The organism is Pseudomonas sp. TSO6 (genome assembly GCF_056098905.1).
The window spans coordinates 67415-81703 of record NZ_JBLZWV010000015.1 but is presented as its reverse complement, the minus strand read 5'-3'; the positions used below and the strand labels follow the sequence as shown (position 1 = coordinate 81703).

The following is a 14289-nucleotide window of genomic DNA, read 5'->3' as shown; positions in this document are numbered from 1 at the left end:
CGTGGATCTGGTATTCAAAGCTGCCTTGGGCGCTGGCGTGGTGCTGCTGCTGGCGGTGCTGTCGAAGACGCGCAACTACTACATCGCCGGGCTGGTGCCGCTGTTTCCCACCTTTGCCCTGATTGCCCACTACATCGTTGGCAAGGGGCGCAGCATTGCCGACCTGAAGACCACCATCCTGTTCGGCATGTGGTTGATCATTCCGTATTTCGTGTACCTGGCGACCCTGTACGTGCTGGTCGACCGCCTGCGCCTGGAGGCGTCGATGGCGCTGGCCACGGTAGCGTGGCTGATAGCCGCGACCGTGCTGGTGACCTTGTGGGTGCGGATGCACTGATCAAAATTCGCGCTAACCCTGTGGGAGCGGCCTTGCGTCGCGAAAGGGCCGCAAAGCGGCCCCGGCATTTTTGCAGGGTGGCTTGATTCCTGGGGCCGCTACGCGCCCCTTTCGCGACGCAAGGCCGCTCCCACAATGAACCGCGCCAGCCTTCTGATTACAGCCCTGCGATGTGCTTGACCTCTTGCCTGTGCGCCTGCAAATAAGGCAACACGGCCCCCAACAGCGGCGCCTTGAACGGCTCCTGAAAGCGGTGCGCCAGCCCCGGTATCAGCTGCAGCTGGCTGCCTTGAATGTGCGCCGCCAGGTGCACGCCGTGCATAACCGGCAACAACGGGTCGGCGGTGCCATGCACCACCAGGGTCGGCACACGAAGCTGGTTCAAAAGCTCGACACGGCTCGGCTCGGCCAGTATCGCCATGATCTGGCGCTTGGCCCCATCAGGGTTGAACGCCCGGTCGTAGGCGACTGCCGCCTGGTGCAGCAACACACTGCGGTCGTCCCGCACCTCGGGGCTGCCCAGGGCCGCCAGCAGGTCGGCCTGCTGCTCGATGGCCACTTCGCGGTTTGGCGCGCTGCGCCGGGCCAGCAACTGCACCAATGCCGGATCCGGCGCCGGCAGCCCAGCCGCCCCTGAACTGGACATGACCAACGTCAGGCTGCGCACGCGCTCGGGTGCCATGGCCGCCAGATGCTGGGCGATCATGCCGCCCATGCTCACGCCCAGTACATGAAACTGGCGCACGCCCAGCGCGTCCATCAGGTGCAAGCCGTCATCGGCCATGTCCGTCAGCGTGTAGGGCGCTGCCACCGGCAGGCCCAGTTTGTAGCGTAACAGCTCGACCGTCAGGTGGGCCGACGGTGGCATCTGGTTCCAGCGCGACAGACCAACATCGCGGTTGTCATAACGGATCACCCGAAAGCCCTGGCGGCACAAGGCCTCGACCACATCGTCCGGCCAATGGATCAGTTGCCCGCCCAGGCCCATGACCAGCAGCAAGGCCGGGTCACCAGGCGCCCCGACGCTCTGGTACACCAGGCTGACCGCACCCAGTTCGGCACGCTGCACCGGCACCTGGGCGTCACAACGCTGTTCGGCGAAACTCGCAGGTACGCTGAATATCAAAAAAAGAAAAAGCCAAAAAGCCCGCATGGAAGAAACACCAGAATGCAGATCCCCAGTAGAGCGCGAGTCTGATGAATTCTGTTCGAGCGCGCTGCCACAGTTCGGTGACAGTTTCATGACTCCCGCCAGGCGGTGCGGCCGAACGCCCAGTCGACAGCCGCGCCAACATGAGAGAAACTCAACTCATTCCCTGTTTCTTCAAACCTACACCCCGGAGTCAGCAGTGCTGGAGATCCGTCACCTGAAAACCCTTCATGCCCTGCGCGAAGCCGACAGCCTGGTGGAGGCCGCCGAGCGCCTGCACCTGACCCAGTCGGCGCTGTCGCACCAGTTCAAGGAGCTTGAAGAGCGCCTGGGCCTGCCCATTTTCGTGCGCAAGACCAAGCCGATCCGCTTCACCAGCGCCGGGCTGCGCCTGCTGCAACTGGCCGATGCCACCCTGCCACTGCTGCGCGGCGCCGAGCGTGACATCGCACGCCTGGCCGGTGGCACTGCCGGGCGCCTGCACATGGCCATCGAATGCCACAGCTGCTTCCAGTGGCTGATGCCGACCATCGACCAGTTCCGCGATGCCTGGCCGGAAGTGGAGCTGGACCTGGCCTCCGGCTTTGCCTTCGCCCCCCTGCCAGCACTGGCCCGCGGTGACCTGGACCTGGTGGTGACCTCCGACCCGGTGGACCTGGCAGGCATCACGTACGTGCCGCTGTTCACCTACGAGGCAATGCTGGCGGTGGCCAACCAGCACCCGCTGGCCAGCAAGCCTTACATGGTGCCGCAAGACCTGCTCGACCAGACGCTGATCACCTACCCGGTGGAGCGCGACCGCCTGGACATCTTCACCCGCTTCCTGGAGCCGGCCGACATCGAGCCGGCCGCCGTACGCACCTCGGAGCTGACGGTAATGATGATGCAGCTGGTGGCCAGCGGCCGCGGGGTATGCGGCATGCCGCACTGGGCACTGCACGAGTACAGCTCGCGCGGCTATGTGAAGGGCAAACGCCTGGGTGAGAAAGGCCTGTTCGCCACCCTTTATGCCGCCGTGCGCACCGACATGCTCGATGCGCCATACATGCGCGACTTTTTGCTGACCGCCAAAGACACCTCGTTCGCCACCCTCGATGGGGTCAGCGCGGTGCGTTGAGTGCCTGGCGGTACAGCGGCAGGATCAGGTCGCGGGTCAGCGGCGCCAGTTGCATGGCGGGCGCTTGGTCAGCGGCCAGCCAGACAACCTCTTCGATCTCCGCAGCCGGGACCACGGCTGCGGCGCTGTCGACACGGAACAGTTCGGCCTGCACTTCGAAGCCTGGCTCGTTGGCGGCTGGGGCACTGAACTGGCCCAGGTGCACGGCCTGGGCCGGGTCGATGTGCAAGCCCAGCTCCTCGTGCAACTCGCGCACCAGTGCCTGCACCGGCGTTTCACCGGCATCGATCTTGCCGCCTGGCTGCATGAAAGCGCCGGTGCCGCGCTTGCGCACCAGCAGGGTGCGGCCTTGGGGGTCGATCAGCAGGGCGGCGGCGATGCGGATTATGTTCGGCATGGATCAGCTCACTCAAGAAATCAAAAAAGATATCGCCTGCGCTGGCCCTATCGCCGGCGCAGGCAACATAGCATCCGCGACGAACGGCCCCTTGCCAACCCGCGGCATACCCTCCATAACCAACACATGAACCTGCCCGCCAAACACCACCCGGTGCTCGAGCTGTTCCACCCTGCCGTGCGCACCTGGTTCCGTCGCCATTTCGCCACGGTCACTGAAGCCCAGGCACAAGCCTGGCCGCTGATCCACGCCGGCCAGTCGATGCTGCTCGCCGCGCCGACGGGCTCGGGCAAAACCCTCAGTGCTTTCCTGGCGGTGCTCGACGAACTGTTTCGTGAAGGCCTGGAGCACCAAGGCGAACTGCCCGCGCAAACCCAGGTGATCTACGTTTCGCCGCTGAAGGCCCTGTCCAACGACATCCGCCTCAACCTGCAAGCCCCGCTCGAAGGCATCAGCCAGGCCCTCGCAGACCGGGGCCTGAAAGCCCCACGCATCACCACGGCCGTACGCACGGGCGACACGCCACAAAAGGAACGTGCCGCCATGCGCAAGCTGGCCCCACACATTCTGGTGACAACCCCAGAATCGCTGTACGTGTTGATGGGCTCTGCTTCAGGCCGTGAAGGCCTGGGTACTGTGCATACGGTAATCGTCGACGAAATCCACGCCCTGGCCGGCAACAAGCGGGGCGCCCATCTGGCGCTGACCCTGGAACGCCTGCAAGCCTTGTGCAAACGGCCACTGCGGCGCATCGGGCTGTCCGCCACACAACGCCCGGTCGAGCGGGTGGCTGAGTTTCTGGCCGGTAGCGGGCGCCCCTGCGCCATCGTCGATGTAGGCCATGCCCGCCAACGCGATCTGGCTATCGAAGTGCCGCCGGTGCCACTGGGCGCGGTGATGGCCAACGATGTCTGGGGCCTGGTCTACGACCGCCTGGCCACCCTGGCGCGCGAACACCGCACCACGCTGGTATTCGTCAACACCCGGCGCCTTGCCGAGCGCATCACCCGTCACCTCAGCGACCGGCTGGCCAAGGAGGCGGTCGCCGCGCACCATGGCAGCCTGTCCAAGGAGTTGCGCCTGAATGCAGAGCAGCGGCTCAAGAGCGGCCATTTGCAGGTGCTGGTAGCCACCGCTTCGCTGGAGCTGGGCATTGATATCGGCGATATCGACCTGGTGTGCCAGATCGCCTCACCGGGTTCGATTGCCGCCTTCCTGCAACGGGTTGGCCGCGCCGGCCACCAGGTTGACGGTGTGCCCAAGGGGCGCCTGTTCCCCACCTCACGCGATGACCTGATCGAATGCGTGGCCCTGCTGGACTGCGTGCGCCAAGGCGAACTGGACGAGCTGCACATACCCCGGGCACCGCTGGACGTACTGGCCCAGCAGATTGTCGCCGAAGCCAGCAACCAGGACTGGCACGAACAAGCCCTGTTCGACTGCCTGCGCCAGGCCACCCCCTACGCCGAGCTCGACCAGCGCCACTACCAGGCGCTGCTCACCATGCTCGCCGAGGGCTATAACGGCCGCCAGGGCATCCGCAGCGCCTATTTGCACCGCGATGCGGTCAGCGGCACATTGCGCGGCCGTCGCGGCAGCCAACTGACGGCGCTGACCAGCGGCGGCACCATCCCTGACAACGCCGACTACACCGTGCTGCTGGAACCGCAGGCGCTGAACATCGGCAGCGTCAATGAAGACTTTGCCGTGGAGAGCATTGCCGGCGATATCTTCCAGCTGGGCAACGCCTCTTATCGCATCCTGCGCGTCGAGCCAGGCCGCGTAAGGGTGGAAGATGCCCATGGCCTGCCGCCGACCATTCCGTTCTGGCTGGGTGAAGCGCCGGGGCGCAGTGATGAGCTGTCTGCCGCCGTAGCCCGGCTGCAGGCGCGAATCGACCAGCAACTGGATCGAGCTGACGGCGACATGCTGAAAGTACTGGCCTGGGTGCAGGCTACCTTTGAGCTGGGCGAAGACAGCGCCAGCCAGTTGCTCGACTATCTGGCCCGCACCCGCGAGGTACTTGGCGCCCTCCCTTCGCAGGACACGCTGGTGATGGAGCGCTTTTTCGATGAGTCGGGCGGGACCCAACTGATCATCCATTCACCCTACGGCAGCCGCATCAACCGCGCGTGGGGCCTGGCCTTGCGCAAGCGCTTCTGCCGCACCTTCAACTTCGAGCTGCAGGCTGCCGCCAGCGAAGATGCCATCGTACTTTCACTGTCGACCAGCCACAGCTTCGAGCTGGACGAGGTGTGGGGTTACCTGAACAGCCGCAGCGCCGAGCCGATCCTCGTCCAGGCCCTGCTGGATGCACCGCTGTTTGGCGTGCGCTGGCGCTGGAACGCTGGCGTGGCCATGGCGCTGCCACGCTTCGTGGGCGGGCGCAAGGTAGCGCCGCAGATCCAGCGCATGAAGAGCGAAGACCTGGTGGCCGCCGTGTTCCCAGACCAGATCGCCTGCCTGGAGAACATCGCCGGCGAGCGGCAGATACCCGATCACCCGTTGGTCGAACAAACACTCGACGACTGCCTGCACGAGGCGATGGACAGTGAAGGTTGGCTGGCCCTGTTGCGACGCATGGAAAGCGGGGCGGTACGCCTGCTGTGCCGCGACCTGCCCGCCCCTTCGCCACTGGCGTCGGCCATTCTCAACGCCAGGCCGTACGCTTTTCTGGACGATGCCCCGCTGGAAGAACGGCGCACCCAGGCTGTGCTCAACCGACGCTGGAGCGAGGTGCGCAGTGGCGACGACCTGGGCGCCCTGGACGCTGATGCCATTGCCGCCGTCGCGGCCGAAGCCTGGCCGCAACCGGGCAATGCCGACGAAATGCACGAAGCGCTGATGGGCCTGGGCGCGATCAGCCAAGCTGAAGTGCAAGGCAATGCCAGCTGGGACCTGCTGCTCAGGCAACTGGCCAAGAACGGTCGGGCCTTGCGCCTGGCGGACGAGAAACTGTGGTTGGCGCGTGAGCGACTGGGCCTGCTGAGGGTGCTGTATTCGGATGCTCTACTGGAGCCTGCGTTGCAGGTGTTGCCAGGGTTTGATCAGGCCATCGACCCGGACCTTGCCCTGAGTGAACTGTTACGTGCCCGCCTGAGTGGCCATGGCCCCAGGACCGCGACGCAGATTGCGGCACCGCTTGGCAAGCCGTTGCAAGCAATCGAACAGGCGCTGGCCCGCCTGGAAGCCGAAGGCTATGTGCTGCGCGGGCACTTCAGCCCTGGTGCCACCGACCTGCAATGGTGCGAACGCCATTTGCTGGCGCGCATTCACCGCTACACGGTCAAGCGCCTGCGCCGCGAGATCGAACCGGTCAGCCTGCAGGACTTCATGCGCTTTCTATTCGACTGGCAGCGCCTGGCGCCCGACGAGCGCCTGCGTGGCCCGCAGGCGGTGGCCGAAGTACTGGGTCAGTTGCAGGGGTTCCCCAGCGCCGCCGGGGCGTGGGAGGCGGAACTGCTGCCTTCGCGCATCAAAGACTACAGCCCGCACTGGCTGGACGATGCCTGCCGCAGCGGCCAGTTCGCCTGGAGCCGGCTGGCGGCAACGGTGGCGAGCAGCACCCTATCGAGTACCCCAGTGGTGCTGCTGCCGCGCGACCAGCTGAACACATGGCGCAGCCTGGCGCCCGCACCAACGGTGGATGCCCTTGGCCTGCGTGCGCAACGTGTGTACGAAGCGCTGAAAACCCAGGGGGCGCTGTTCTTTGATGAACTGGCGCAGGAGGCGCACCTGCTGCCCAGCGAACTGGAAACCGCGCTGCAGGAACTGGTGGGCTCGGGCCTGGTCGGCGCTGACAGTTTCACCGGCTTGCGCAGCCTGATCACGCCTGCGGCCAAGCGCAGTTCACGTAATAGCCGCCGAGGTCACCCGCCGCTTTCCAGCAGCATGGTGCATGCCGGGCGCTGGGCACTGCTGCGTCGCAGCGATACGCCGCCGGATCACGACCAGCGCCTGGAGGACGTCGCTCGCACCCTGCTGCGCCGCTATGGGGTGATCTGCTGGCGGCTGCTTGAGCGCGAGAGTGATGTGCTGCCGCCCTGGCGTGAACTGCTGCGCTGCTATCACCGGCTGGAGGCGCGTGGCGAGATCCGTGGCGGGCGCTTCATTGCCGGGCTGGCGGGTGAACAGTTCGCCTTGCCGGAGGCGGTGGGGTTGCTGCGCCAGGTCCGCCGCCGCGACCCGGACGGGACATTGCTGGTAGTGAGTGCCAGTGACCCGCTGAACCTGATCGGCGCGTTGCTGCCCGGGGCGAAAGTGCCAGCGGTGAGTGGGAACCGCTTGTTGTATCGCGACGGGGTACCGGTGGCGGTACGGGTGGCCGGGCGTTACACGTATCTGGTCGAGGCGCCCGCACAAGAGCAGGAAATCTGGCGGCAGAAACTGCTGCGTGACAAGCACTGAGCATTATTGGGTTTACCGGCCCTATCGCCGGCAAGCCAGCTCCCACAGAGATGTCACTTCGCTTGACGGTGGTGATGACCTGTAGGAGCTGGCTTGCCGGCGATAGGGCCGGTACAGCCAGTACATAACTTGGCGAGAATGATTTTCGCTACCCCGATTTTAATTTGCAGGGCCCTGCAACTTGGCTATGGTCGGGGTTTGCCCCCAGGCCCTGAGCCTGACCGCGCCATCGCAAGGACCCTGTATGAGCCTGTCACTACTCAGTCGCTATGCCTTCTTCGCAGCCTGTGTGCTGTTCACCTTGGCGAGCCTGCCCTTCATCCACCACGAATGGTTGTGGCCGTTCACCCTGACCACGGGCCTCCTCAGCCTGATCGGCCTGTTCGACCTGCTGCAGCAACGCCATGCCGTACGTCGCAACTACCCGATCCTGGGCAATATCCGCTATCTGGTCGAGGCCATTCGCCCGGAAATCCGCCAGTACCTGCTGGAGTCCGACAGCGACGCCCTGCCATTCTCCCGCGCCCAGCGTTCGCTGGTGTATGCCCGGGCGAAGAACGAAGCCTCGGACAAACCGTTCGGCACCCTGATCGACGTGTACGAGTCCGGCTTCGAGTTCATCGGCCATTCCATGCGCCCGGCGCCGCTGGCCGACCCGGCCAGCTTCCGCATCATTGTCGGCGGGCCGCAGTGCAGCCAGCCATACTCGGCCTCGATCTTCAACATTTCGGCCATGAGCTTCGGCTCGCTCAGCGCCAATGCCATCCGCGCCCTCAACCAGGGCGCCAAGCTGGGCAACTTCCACCATGACACCGGCGAAGGCAGCATCAGCCCCTATCACCGCGAGCATGGTGGCGACCTGGTCTGGGAGCTGGGCAGCGGCTACTTCGGTTGCCGCACGCCGGACGGGCGCTTCGACCCCGAACGTTTCGCCGCCCAGGCGCGCAGCCCGCAGGTGCGCATGATCGAAATCAAGATGAGCCAGGGCGCCAAGCCTGGCCACGGCGGCATCCTGCCCAAACACAAGGTCACCCAGGAAATCGCCGAAACGCGCGGCGTGCTGATGGGCGAAGACTGCATTTCACCGTCGCGCCACAGCGCTTTCTCCACGCCAATCGAGATGATGCAGTTCATTGCCCAGCTGCGTGAGCTGTCCGGCGGCAAACCGGTCGGCTTCAAATTCTGCCTGGGCCACCCGTGGGAGTTCATGGGCATCGCCAAGGCCATGCTGGAAACCGGCATCCTGCCGGACTTTATCGTCGTCGATGGCAAGGAAGGCGGTACCGGCGCCGCACCGGTGGAGTTCACCGACCATATCGGCGTACCGCTGCGCGAAGGCCTGCTGTTTGTGCACAACACGCTGGTTGGCCTGAACCTGCGTGACAAGATCAAGCTAGGGGCCAGCGGCAAGATCGTCAGCGCCTTCGACATCGCCAGCGTGCTGGCCATCGGTGCCGACTGGGCCAACTCGGCGCGCGGCTTCATGTTCGCCATTGGCTGCATCCAGTCGCAAAGCTGCCACACCAACAAGTGCCCGACTGGCGTGGCCACGCAAGACCCGCTGCGCCAGCGCGCCCTGGTGGTGCCGGACAAGGCCCAACGGGTGCTGAACTTCCACCACAACACCTTGCGTGCCCTGGCCGAAATGCTCGCGGCGGCGGGCCTGGAGCACCCGGCGCAGCTGGAGGCCAAGCACCTGGTGCGGCGCGTCTCGGCCACCGAGATCAAGCTGTTCTCGCAGATGCATGTGTTCTTGAAGCCGGGGGAGTTGCTGACCGGCGAGGTGGATGGGCAATTCTATTCGCGCATGTGGCAGCTCGCCCGGGCCGACAGCTTTGAGCCGCACAGCGAAGTGGCGGCCTGATAGAGCCCTGGGGCCGCAAAGCGGCCCCAGAGGTTTCAGATCAGGAAGCAGTACTGGCTACACCTTGCACGTCTTTCGGCGCCAGACGAAACGCGTAGTACAGCACCGTCAGCAGCACCAGGAACGCCGGGCCAATGTACAGGGCCACACGGGTATCCTCGAAGTACGCCATCAAGCCAACCACCAGCACCAGGAAACCCAGCGCCAGGTATGAGCTCAGCGGCCACAACCACATGCGGTACTTCAGCGCCTTGCGCTCGGCGGTAGTCAGGCCGGCGCGGAACTTGAGCTGCGCCAGCAGGATCATCACCCAGGTCCAGATCGCACCGAAGGTGGCAATCGACGTGACCCACACAAACACCTTTTCCGGCACCAGGTAGTTGGCCAGCACGCCCAGCAGCAGCGCGCCAATCGACAGCAGCAGCGCATTGCGCGGTACGCCGTTTTTCGAGGTGCAGGCGAAGGCCGCCGGGGCCTGGCCGTTCTGCGCCAGGCTGTAGAGCATGCGCCCGGTGCTGAAAATGCCGCCGTTGCACGAAGACAGCGCCGCGGTGATGACCACGAAGTTGATGATGCCGGCGGCGGTCTTGATGCCGAGGCGCTCGAAGGTCATGACGAACGGGCTGCCCTGGCTGCCGATTTCGTTCCACGGGTAGATCGACAGGATCACGAACAACGCACCAACGTAGAACAGCAGGATGCGCCAGAACACCGAGCCGATGGCCTGCGGGATGGTCTTTTGCGGGTTGCGTGCTTCGCCGGCGGTGAGGCCGATCATTTCCACACCCAGGTAGGCGAACATCACCATCTGCAGCGACATCAGCACGCCGGTCACGCCATTGGGCATGAAACCGCCGTTGCTCCACAGGTTGGAGATACCCAACGCCACACCGTCATTGCCGAAGCCGAAGGCAATGACGCCGATGCCGCCAAGGACCATGGCGATGATGGTGACGATCTTGATCAGAGCGAACCAGAACTCGAATTCGCCAAAGGCCTTCACCGCCACCAGGTTGACCGCGCCCATGCTGCCCAAGGCCGCCAGGGCCCAGATCCAGCGCGGTACATCGGGGAACCAGATGCCCATGTAGATGGCCACCGCGGTGATTTCGGCAACGCAGGTCACCAGCCACAGGAACCAGTAGTTCCAGCCGGTGAGAAAGCCCGCCAGCGGGCCGAGGTAGTCCTGGGCATAGCGGCTGAACGAGCCGGCGACCGGGTTATGCACGGCCATTTCGCCAAGGGCGCGCATGATCACCAGGATGGCCAGGCCACCGATGATGTAGGACAGCATGATGGCAGGGCCGGCCATTTCGATGGCTTTGGCCGAACCGAGGAAAAGACCGACGCCGATACAGGCGCCCAGCGCCATCAGGCGGATGTGCCGTTCGCCCAGTTCACGCTTGAGCGGGCCGCCTTCATTGGCCTGGCCATGGGCAGAGTGGTTGCCGACTGGCATAGCAATACAACCTCATTTTGTTATTGGATTTGACCTTCGTGCAGCAACGGTCATGCCGATAGGCGTGACGTTGGCTTGCCAGGCTGGCCTCGTGGGCCGGCCCGTGTGCCGGGGTAGAGCGCCCGGCAGGGCGAAGGGGCCGAGCAGTATAGGAACACCGTTGCAGGGATTTTCGCTGTATATACAGGAATAATCAGCAAGTTTTCTGGCGGGCGCAGCGGCCCTGAAAGCTACCCCGGCACCATAGCAACATCGCCGTATCAAGAAACCCACACCAAAGCCGCATAGCCCTACCCCGCTTTTCTCCACCTCCTACAAAATTTTCACCTGACCCGCTCAACGTCTAAGCTTCAGTCAAGCAAGACGAAAACACCTGGCCGGATTGAAGACTATGGGCGCACTGTGGCAATCGGAACCAAGCAGAACGGAAGCACCCGAGATACCTCCGGCCGAGACGCCACAACCGAAGTCCCCCCGTCAGCGTCGGCTATGGTGGCGGCTGATCATCCTCATCCTGCTGGTGGCGCTGGTGGCCATCGGCTTCGCTGCGTATGACGAATTCCGCACCTCCGAACTGCAATCACGCGAGTTCAGCAAACTGGCCGGTACCCTGACCTACTCGCTGGAGCCCGGCCCTAGTGATGCAATCATCTACCCCGGTGACGGGCCGTTCGACAGGCGCCTTGGCTACAGCGCCCTGGGCGAATTCTTGCCACGCCTGCTCAAGCGCGACTACCTGATCACTGAGCAGGTCAAGTTCTCACCCGCGCTGATGAACTACGTCGATCATGGGCTGTTCGCCCCCTATATCGAGAAGATCCAGGCCGGCCTGTCGATCACCGACTGCCGCGGCGACACGCTGTACCAGTACAACTACCCACAGCACCTGTACCCGGACTTTGCCGCGATCCCGGCGGTGATGGTCAACAGCCTGCTGTTCATCGAGAACCGCGACCTGCTCGATACCCAGGACCCGCGCAACAACCCGGCCGTGGACTGGCCCCGCTTTGCCAAGGCCGCCTACAGCCAGGTGGCCAAGTACCTGGCTTTGCCCGGTCAGTCTGCGGGCGGTAGCACGTTGGCGACCCAGCTGGAAAAGTACCGCCACTCACCGGACGGCCTGACCGTGTCGGGTGCCGAGAAAATCCGCCAGATGATTTCTGCCAGCGTGCGTGCCTACCAGGGCGGCCCGGATACCACCGAAGCACGCCAGCGCATCGTGCGCGACTACCTCAACAGTGTGCCGCTGTCGGCCGTGCCCGGGCACGGCGAAGTGCATGGCATGGCCGAAGGCCTGCGGGTGTGGTACGGCGCCGACTTCGACCAGGTCAACCAGGCTCTGACTTCCACCGCCACCGACGCCGAAAGCATGGCTGCACGCGGCCTTGCCCTGCGCCAGGTGCTGTCGCTGATGATTGCCCAGCGCCGCCCGTCCCACTACTTGTCCAAGGGCCGGGTCGAGTTGGCCGAACTCACCGATTCGCACATCCGCGTGCTTGCCGCCAACAAGGTGATCGAGCAGCCACTGGCCGATGCCGCGCTGGCCAGCAAGGCGGTCTACCGCGACTGGGTAGCGCAGCCAACCATCGTGCCGATCGTTACCAACAAGGGCATCAGCCTGGCGCGCAACCGCCTGGCCGCCATGCTCAACCGCCCGCTGTACGACCTCGACCGCCTCGATGTGTCGGCCACCAGTACCCTGCAGGCCGACCTGCAGTTGCAGGTCAGCCAGTACCTGAAAAACCTTGCCGACCCGGAGTTTGCCGCGCAGATGGGGCTGATCGGCGAACGCCTGCTCACCACCAAGACCACCGACCAGGTCAGCTACAGCTTCACCCTGTTCGAGCGCACCGCCGACGGCTCGCGGGTACGGGTGCAGACCGACAGCACCAATCAGCCCTTCGACATCAACGAAGGCAGCAAGCTGGAACTCGGCTCCACCGCCAAGTTGCGGGTGCTGACCACGTACCTGGAGATCATCGCCGAACTGCACGACAAGTACGCCGGCAAACCCGCTGCCGAGCTGAAGAAGGTAGAAGTCGCCGAACTCGACCGCATCACCCAGTGGTCGCTGGAATGGCTGACGCAGAACAGCAAGAACCAGAGCCTGGACGCCATGCTCGACGCCGCGCTGGAGCGCAAGTACTCCGCCAATACCGGTGAAGCCTTCTTCACAGGCGGCGGCATGCACGTGTTCAACAACTTCCGCAAGGAAGACAACAGCCGCAACCCGACGCTCAAGGATGCGCTGCGCGAATCGATCAACCTGCCGTTCATTCGCCTGATGCGCGACCTGGTGCGCTATGTGACCTACCAGCAGCCGTACAACCGCGTGCCGCTGCTCAAGGACGACGCCGACCCTCGCCGCCAGGAATACCTGGCCCGCTTCGCCGACAAGGAAGGCACCAACTACCTGATGCGCTTCTGGAAGAAATACCAGCGCAAGACCTCGCAACAGCGCCTGGACACCTTCCTGGACAGCATGCGTGTGACCCCGCAACGGCTGGCGGCGGTACATCGCTACCTGTTCCCCGAAGCAGGGCAGGAAACCTTCAATGCCTTCGTACGCGCCCACCTCAAGGGCGACAAGATTACCCTCGGCAAGCTGACCGACGGCCGCCTGTCAGAGATGTATGACGCCTATGGCCCGGGCAAGTACGACCTGCCCGACCAGGGCTACATTGCCAAGGTCCACCCGCTGGACCTTTGGCTGCTCGGCTACTTGCTGAAAAACCCGAGCTCGACCTTGACCGAAATGGTCAACGCCAGCCGCTTCGAGCGCCAGGAGGTGTACAGCTGGCTGTTCAAGAGCCGCCACCAAGGGGCACGCGACAGCCGCATCCGCACCATGGTCGAGATCGAAGCCTTCCTCGACATCCACCAGCGCTGGAAACGCGTGGGCTATCCATTCGACCACCTGGTGCCCTCGCTGGCCACCGCCATCGGCAGTTCGGGCGACCGCCCCGCCGCCCTCTCCGAACTTGTCGGCATCATCCAGAACGACGGCATCCGACTGCCCACCCTGCGCATCGACACCCTGCACTTTGCAGCCAACACCCCTTATGAAACCAAGTTGATCACCGACCCAGACCGCGGCGTGCGGATTCTGCCGGTGGAAGTGGCACGCGCACTCAAAGGCGCCATGTCGCAGGTGGTCGATGCAGGCACCGCGCGGCGTATTTCCGGCAGCTTCAAGCTGCAGGACGGCACGCCACTGGTGATGGGGGGCAAGACCGGTACCGGTGACAACCGCATCGAAAGCTTCGGCGCCGGCGGTCGGCTGATTGGCTCGCGCTCGCTGAACCGTACCGCCACCTTCGTATTCTTCCTGGGCGACAACCACTTCGGCACCCTCACTGCCTTCGTGCCGGGGCGCTCGGCAGAAGCGTTCAAATTCACCTCGGCGCTGCCGGTGCAAGTGCTCAAGGGCATGGCCCCGATCCTGATGCCATACCTGCAGCCGGGCAATCCGAATGAATGCAAACCGCCGCAGGTTGCGCTGCATACACCACCCGCAGCGGGGAATGCATCGAAGCAATAGATGATAATCATCTGCAT

8 protein-coding genes are annotated in these 14289 nt (G+C 64.3%); 5 read left to right on the top strand and 3 right to left on the bottom strand.

Going from position 1 to position 14289, the window contains the following annotated elements; all coding sequences use genetic code 11:
• The first annotated feature begins 1 nt into the window (after window position 1).
• Window positions 2-337, top strand: coding sequence for a GlpM family protein (locus tag ACN6NG_RS04730; protein ID WP_474313098.1), 336 nt, complete (start codon window positions 2-4; stop codon window positions 335-337).
• Window positions 338-494: 157 nt separating this feature from the next.
• Here ACN6NG_RS04730 and ACN6NG_RS04725 read toward each other — a convergent pair whose 3' ends face one another.
• Window positions 495-1490 carry an alpha/beta fold hydrolase gene (locus ACN6NG_RS04725; protein ID WP_063422216.1) on the bottom strand — a complete coding sequence of 332 codons (996 nt, stop codon included), beginning with the start codon at window positions 1488-1490 and terminating at the stop codon, window positions 495-497.
• 196 nt (window positions 1491-1686) lie between these two features.
• Here ACN6NG_RS04725 and metR point away from each other — a divergent pair, with 196 nt between their 5' ends.
• Window positions 1687-2604, top strand: coding sequence for a transcriptional regulator MetR (gene metR / locus ACN6NG_RS04720; protein WP_012273904.1), 918 nt, complete (start codon window positions 1687-1689; stop codon window positions 2602-2604).
• Here metR and ACN6NG_RS04715 read toward each other — a convergent pair.
• Entirely contained in the window at window positions 2588-3001 is a 414-nt protein-coding gene (locus ACN6NG_RS04715) for an NUDIX hydrolase (RefSeq protein WP_063422217.1), read from the bottom strand. The genes metR and ACN6NG_RS04715 overlap by 17 nt on opposite strands.
• A 126-nt stretch (window positions 3002-3127) precedes the next feature.
• Between ACN6NG_RS04715 and ACN6NG_RS04710 the strand changes: the two genes are divergently transcribed.
• Together ACN6NG_RS04710 and ACN6NG_RS04705 are read left to right on the top strand one after the other, a co-directional pair.
• Window positions 3128-7408, top strand: a complete 4281-nt coding sequence (locus tag ACN6NG_RS04710) for a DEAD/DEAH box helicase (protein WP_474313097.1) — start codon at window positions 3128-3130, stop codon at window positions 7406-7408.
• A 244-nt stretch (window positions 7409-7652) separates the two neighbouring features.
• Entirely contained in the window at window positions 7653-9272 is a 1620-nt protein-coding gene (locus ACN6NG_RS04705; RefSeq protein WP_059395470.1) for an FMN-binding glutamate synthase family protein, read from the top strand.
• A gap of 40 nt (window positions 9273-9312) precedes the next feature.
• On the opposite strand, the gene ACN6NG_RS04700 is transcribed toward ACN6NG_RS04705, so the two are convergent.
• Window positions 9313-10731 (bottom strand): amino acid permease, encoded by a 1419-nt coding sequence (locus ACN6NG_RS04700; RefSeq protein ID WP_474313095.1) that lies wholly within the window; start codon window positions 10729-10731, stop codon window positions 9313-9315.
• Between the two features lie 391 nt (window positions 10732-11122).
• Between ACN6NG_RS04700 and ACN6NG_RS04695 the strand changes: the two genes are divergently transcribed.
• The gene (locus ACN6NG_RS04695; RefSeq protein ID WP_474313093.1) at window positions 11123-14272 is read left to right on the top strand and encodes a transglycosylase domain-containing protein; all 3150 of its coding nucleotides are present in this window, start codon (window positions 11123-11125) and stop codon (window positions 14270-14272) included.
• The last annotated feature ends 17 nt before the right edge of the window (window positions 14273-14289 follow it).

What these genes read in the sequence shown, in the direction of transcription:
- ACN6NG_RS04695 (WP_474313093.1), top strand. Translation starts at nt 11,123, where the DNA reads ATGGGCGCACTGTGGCAATCGGAACCAAGCAGAACGGAAGCACCCGAG.
- ACN6NG_RS04715 (WP_063422217.1), bottom strand. Translation starts at nt 3,001, where the DNA reads ATGCCGAACATAATCCGCATCGCCGCCGCCCTGCTGATCGACCCCCAA.
- ACN6NG_RS04705 (WP_059395470.1), top strand. Translation starts at nt 7,653, where the DNA reads ATGAGCCTGTCACTACTCAGTCGCTATGCCTTCTTCGCAGCCTGTGTG.
- ACN6NG_RS04725 (WP_063422216.1), bottom strand. Translation starts at nt 1,490, where the DNA reads ATGCGGGCTTTTTGGCTTTTTCTTTTTTTGATATTCAGCGTACCTGCG.
- ACN6NG_RS04710 (WP_474313097.1), top strand. Translation starts at nt 3,128, where the DNA reads ATGAACCTGCCCGCCAAACACCACCCGGTGCTCGAGCTGTTCCACCCT.
- ACN6NG_RS04700 (WP_474313095.1), bottom strand. Translation starts at nt 10,731, where the DNA reads ATGCCAGTCGGCAACCACTCTGCCCATGGCCAGGCCAATGAAGGCGGC.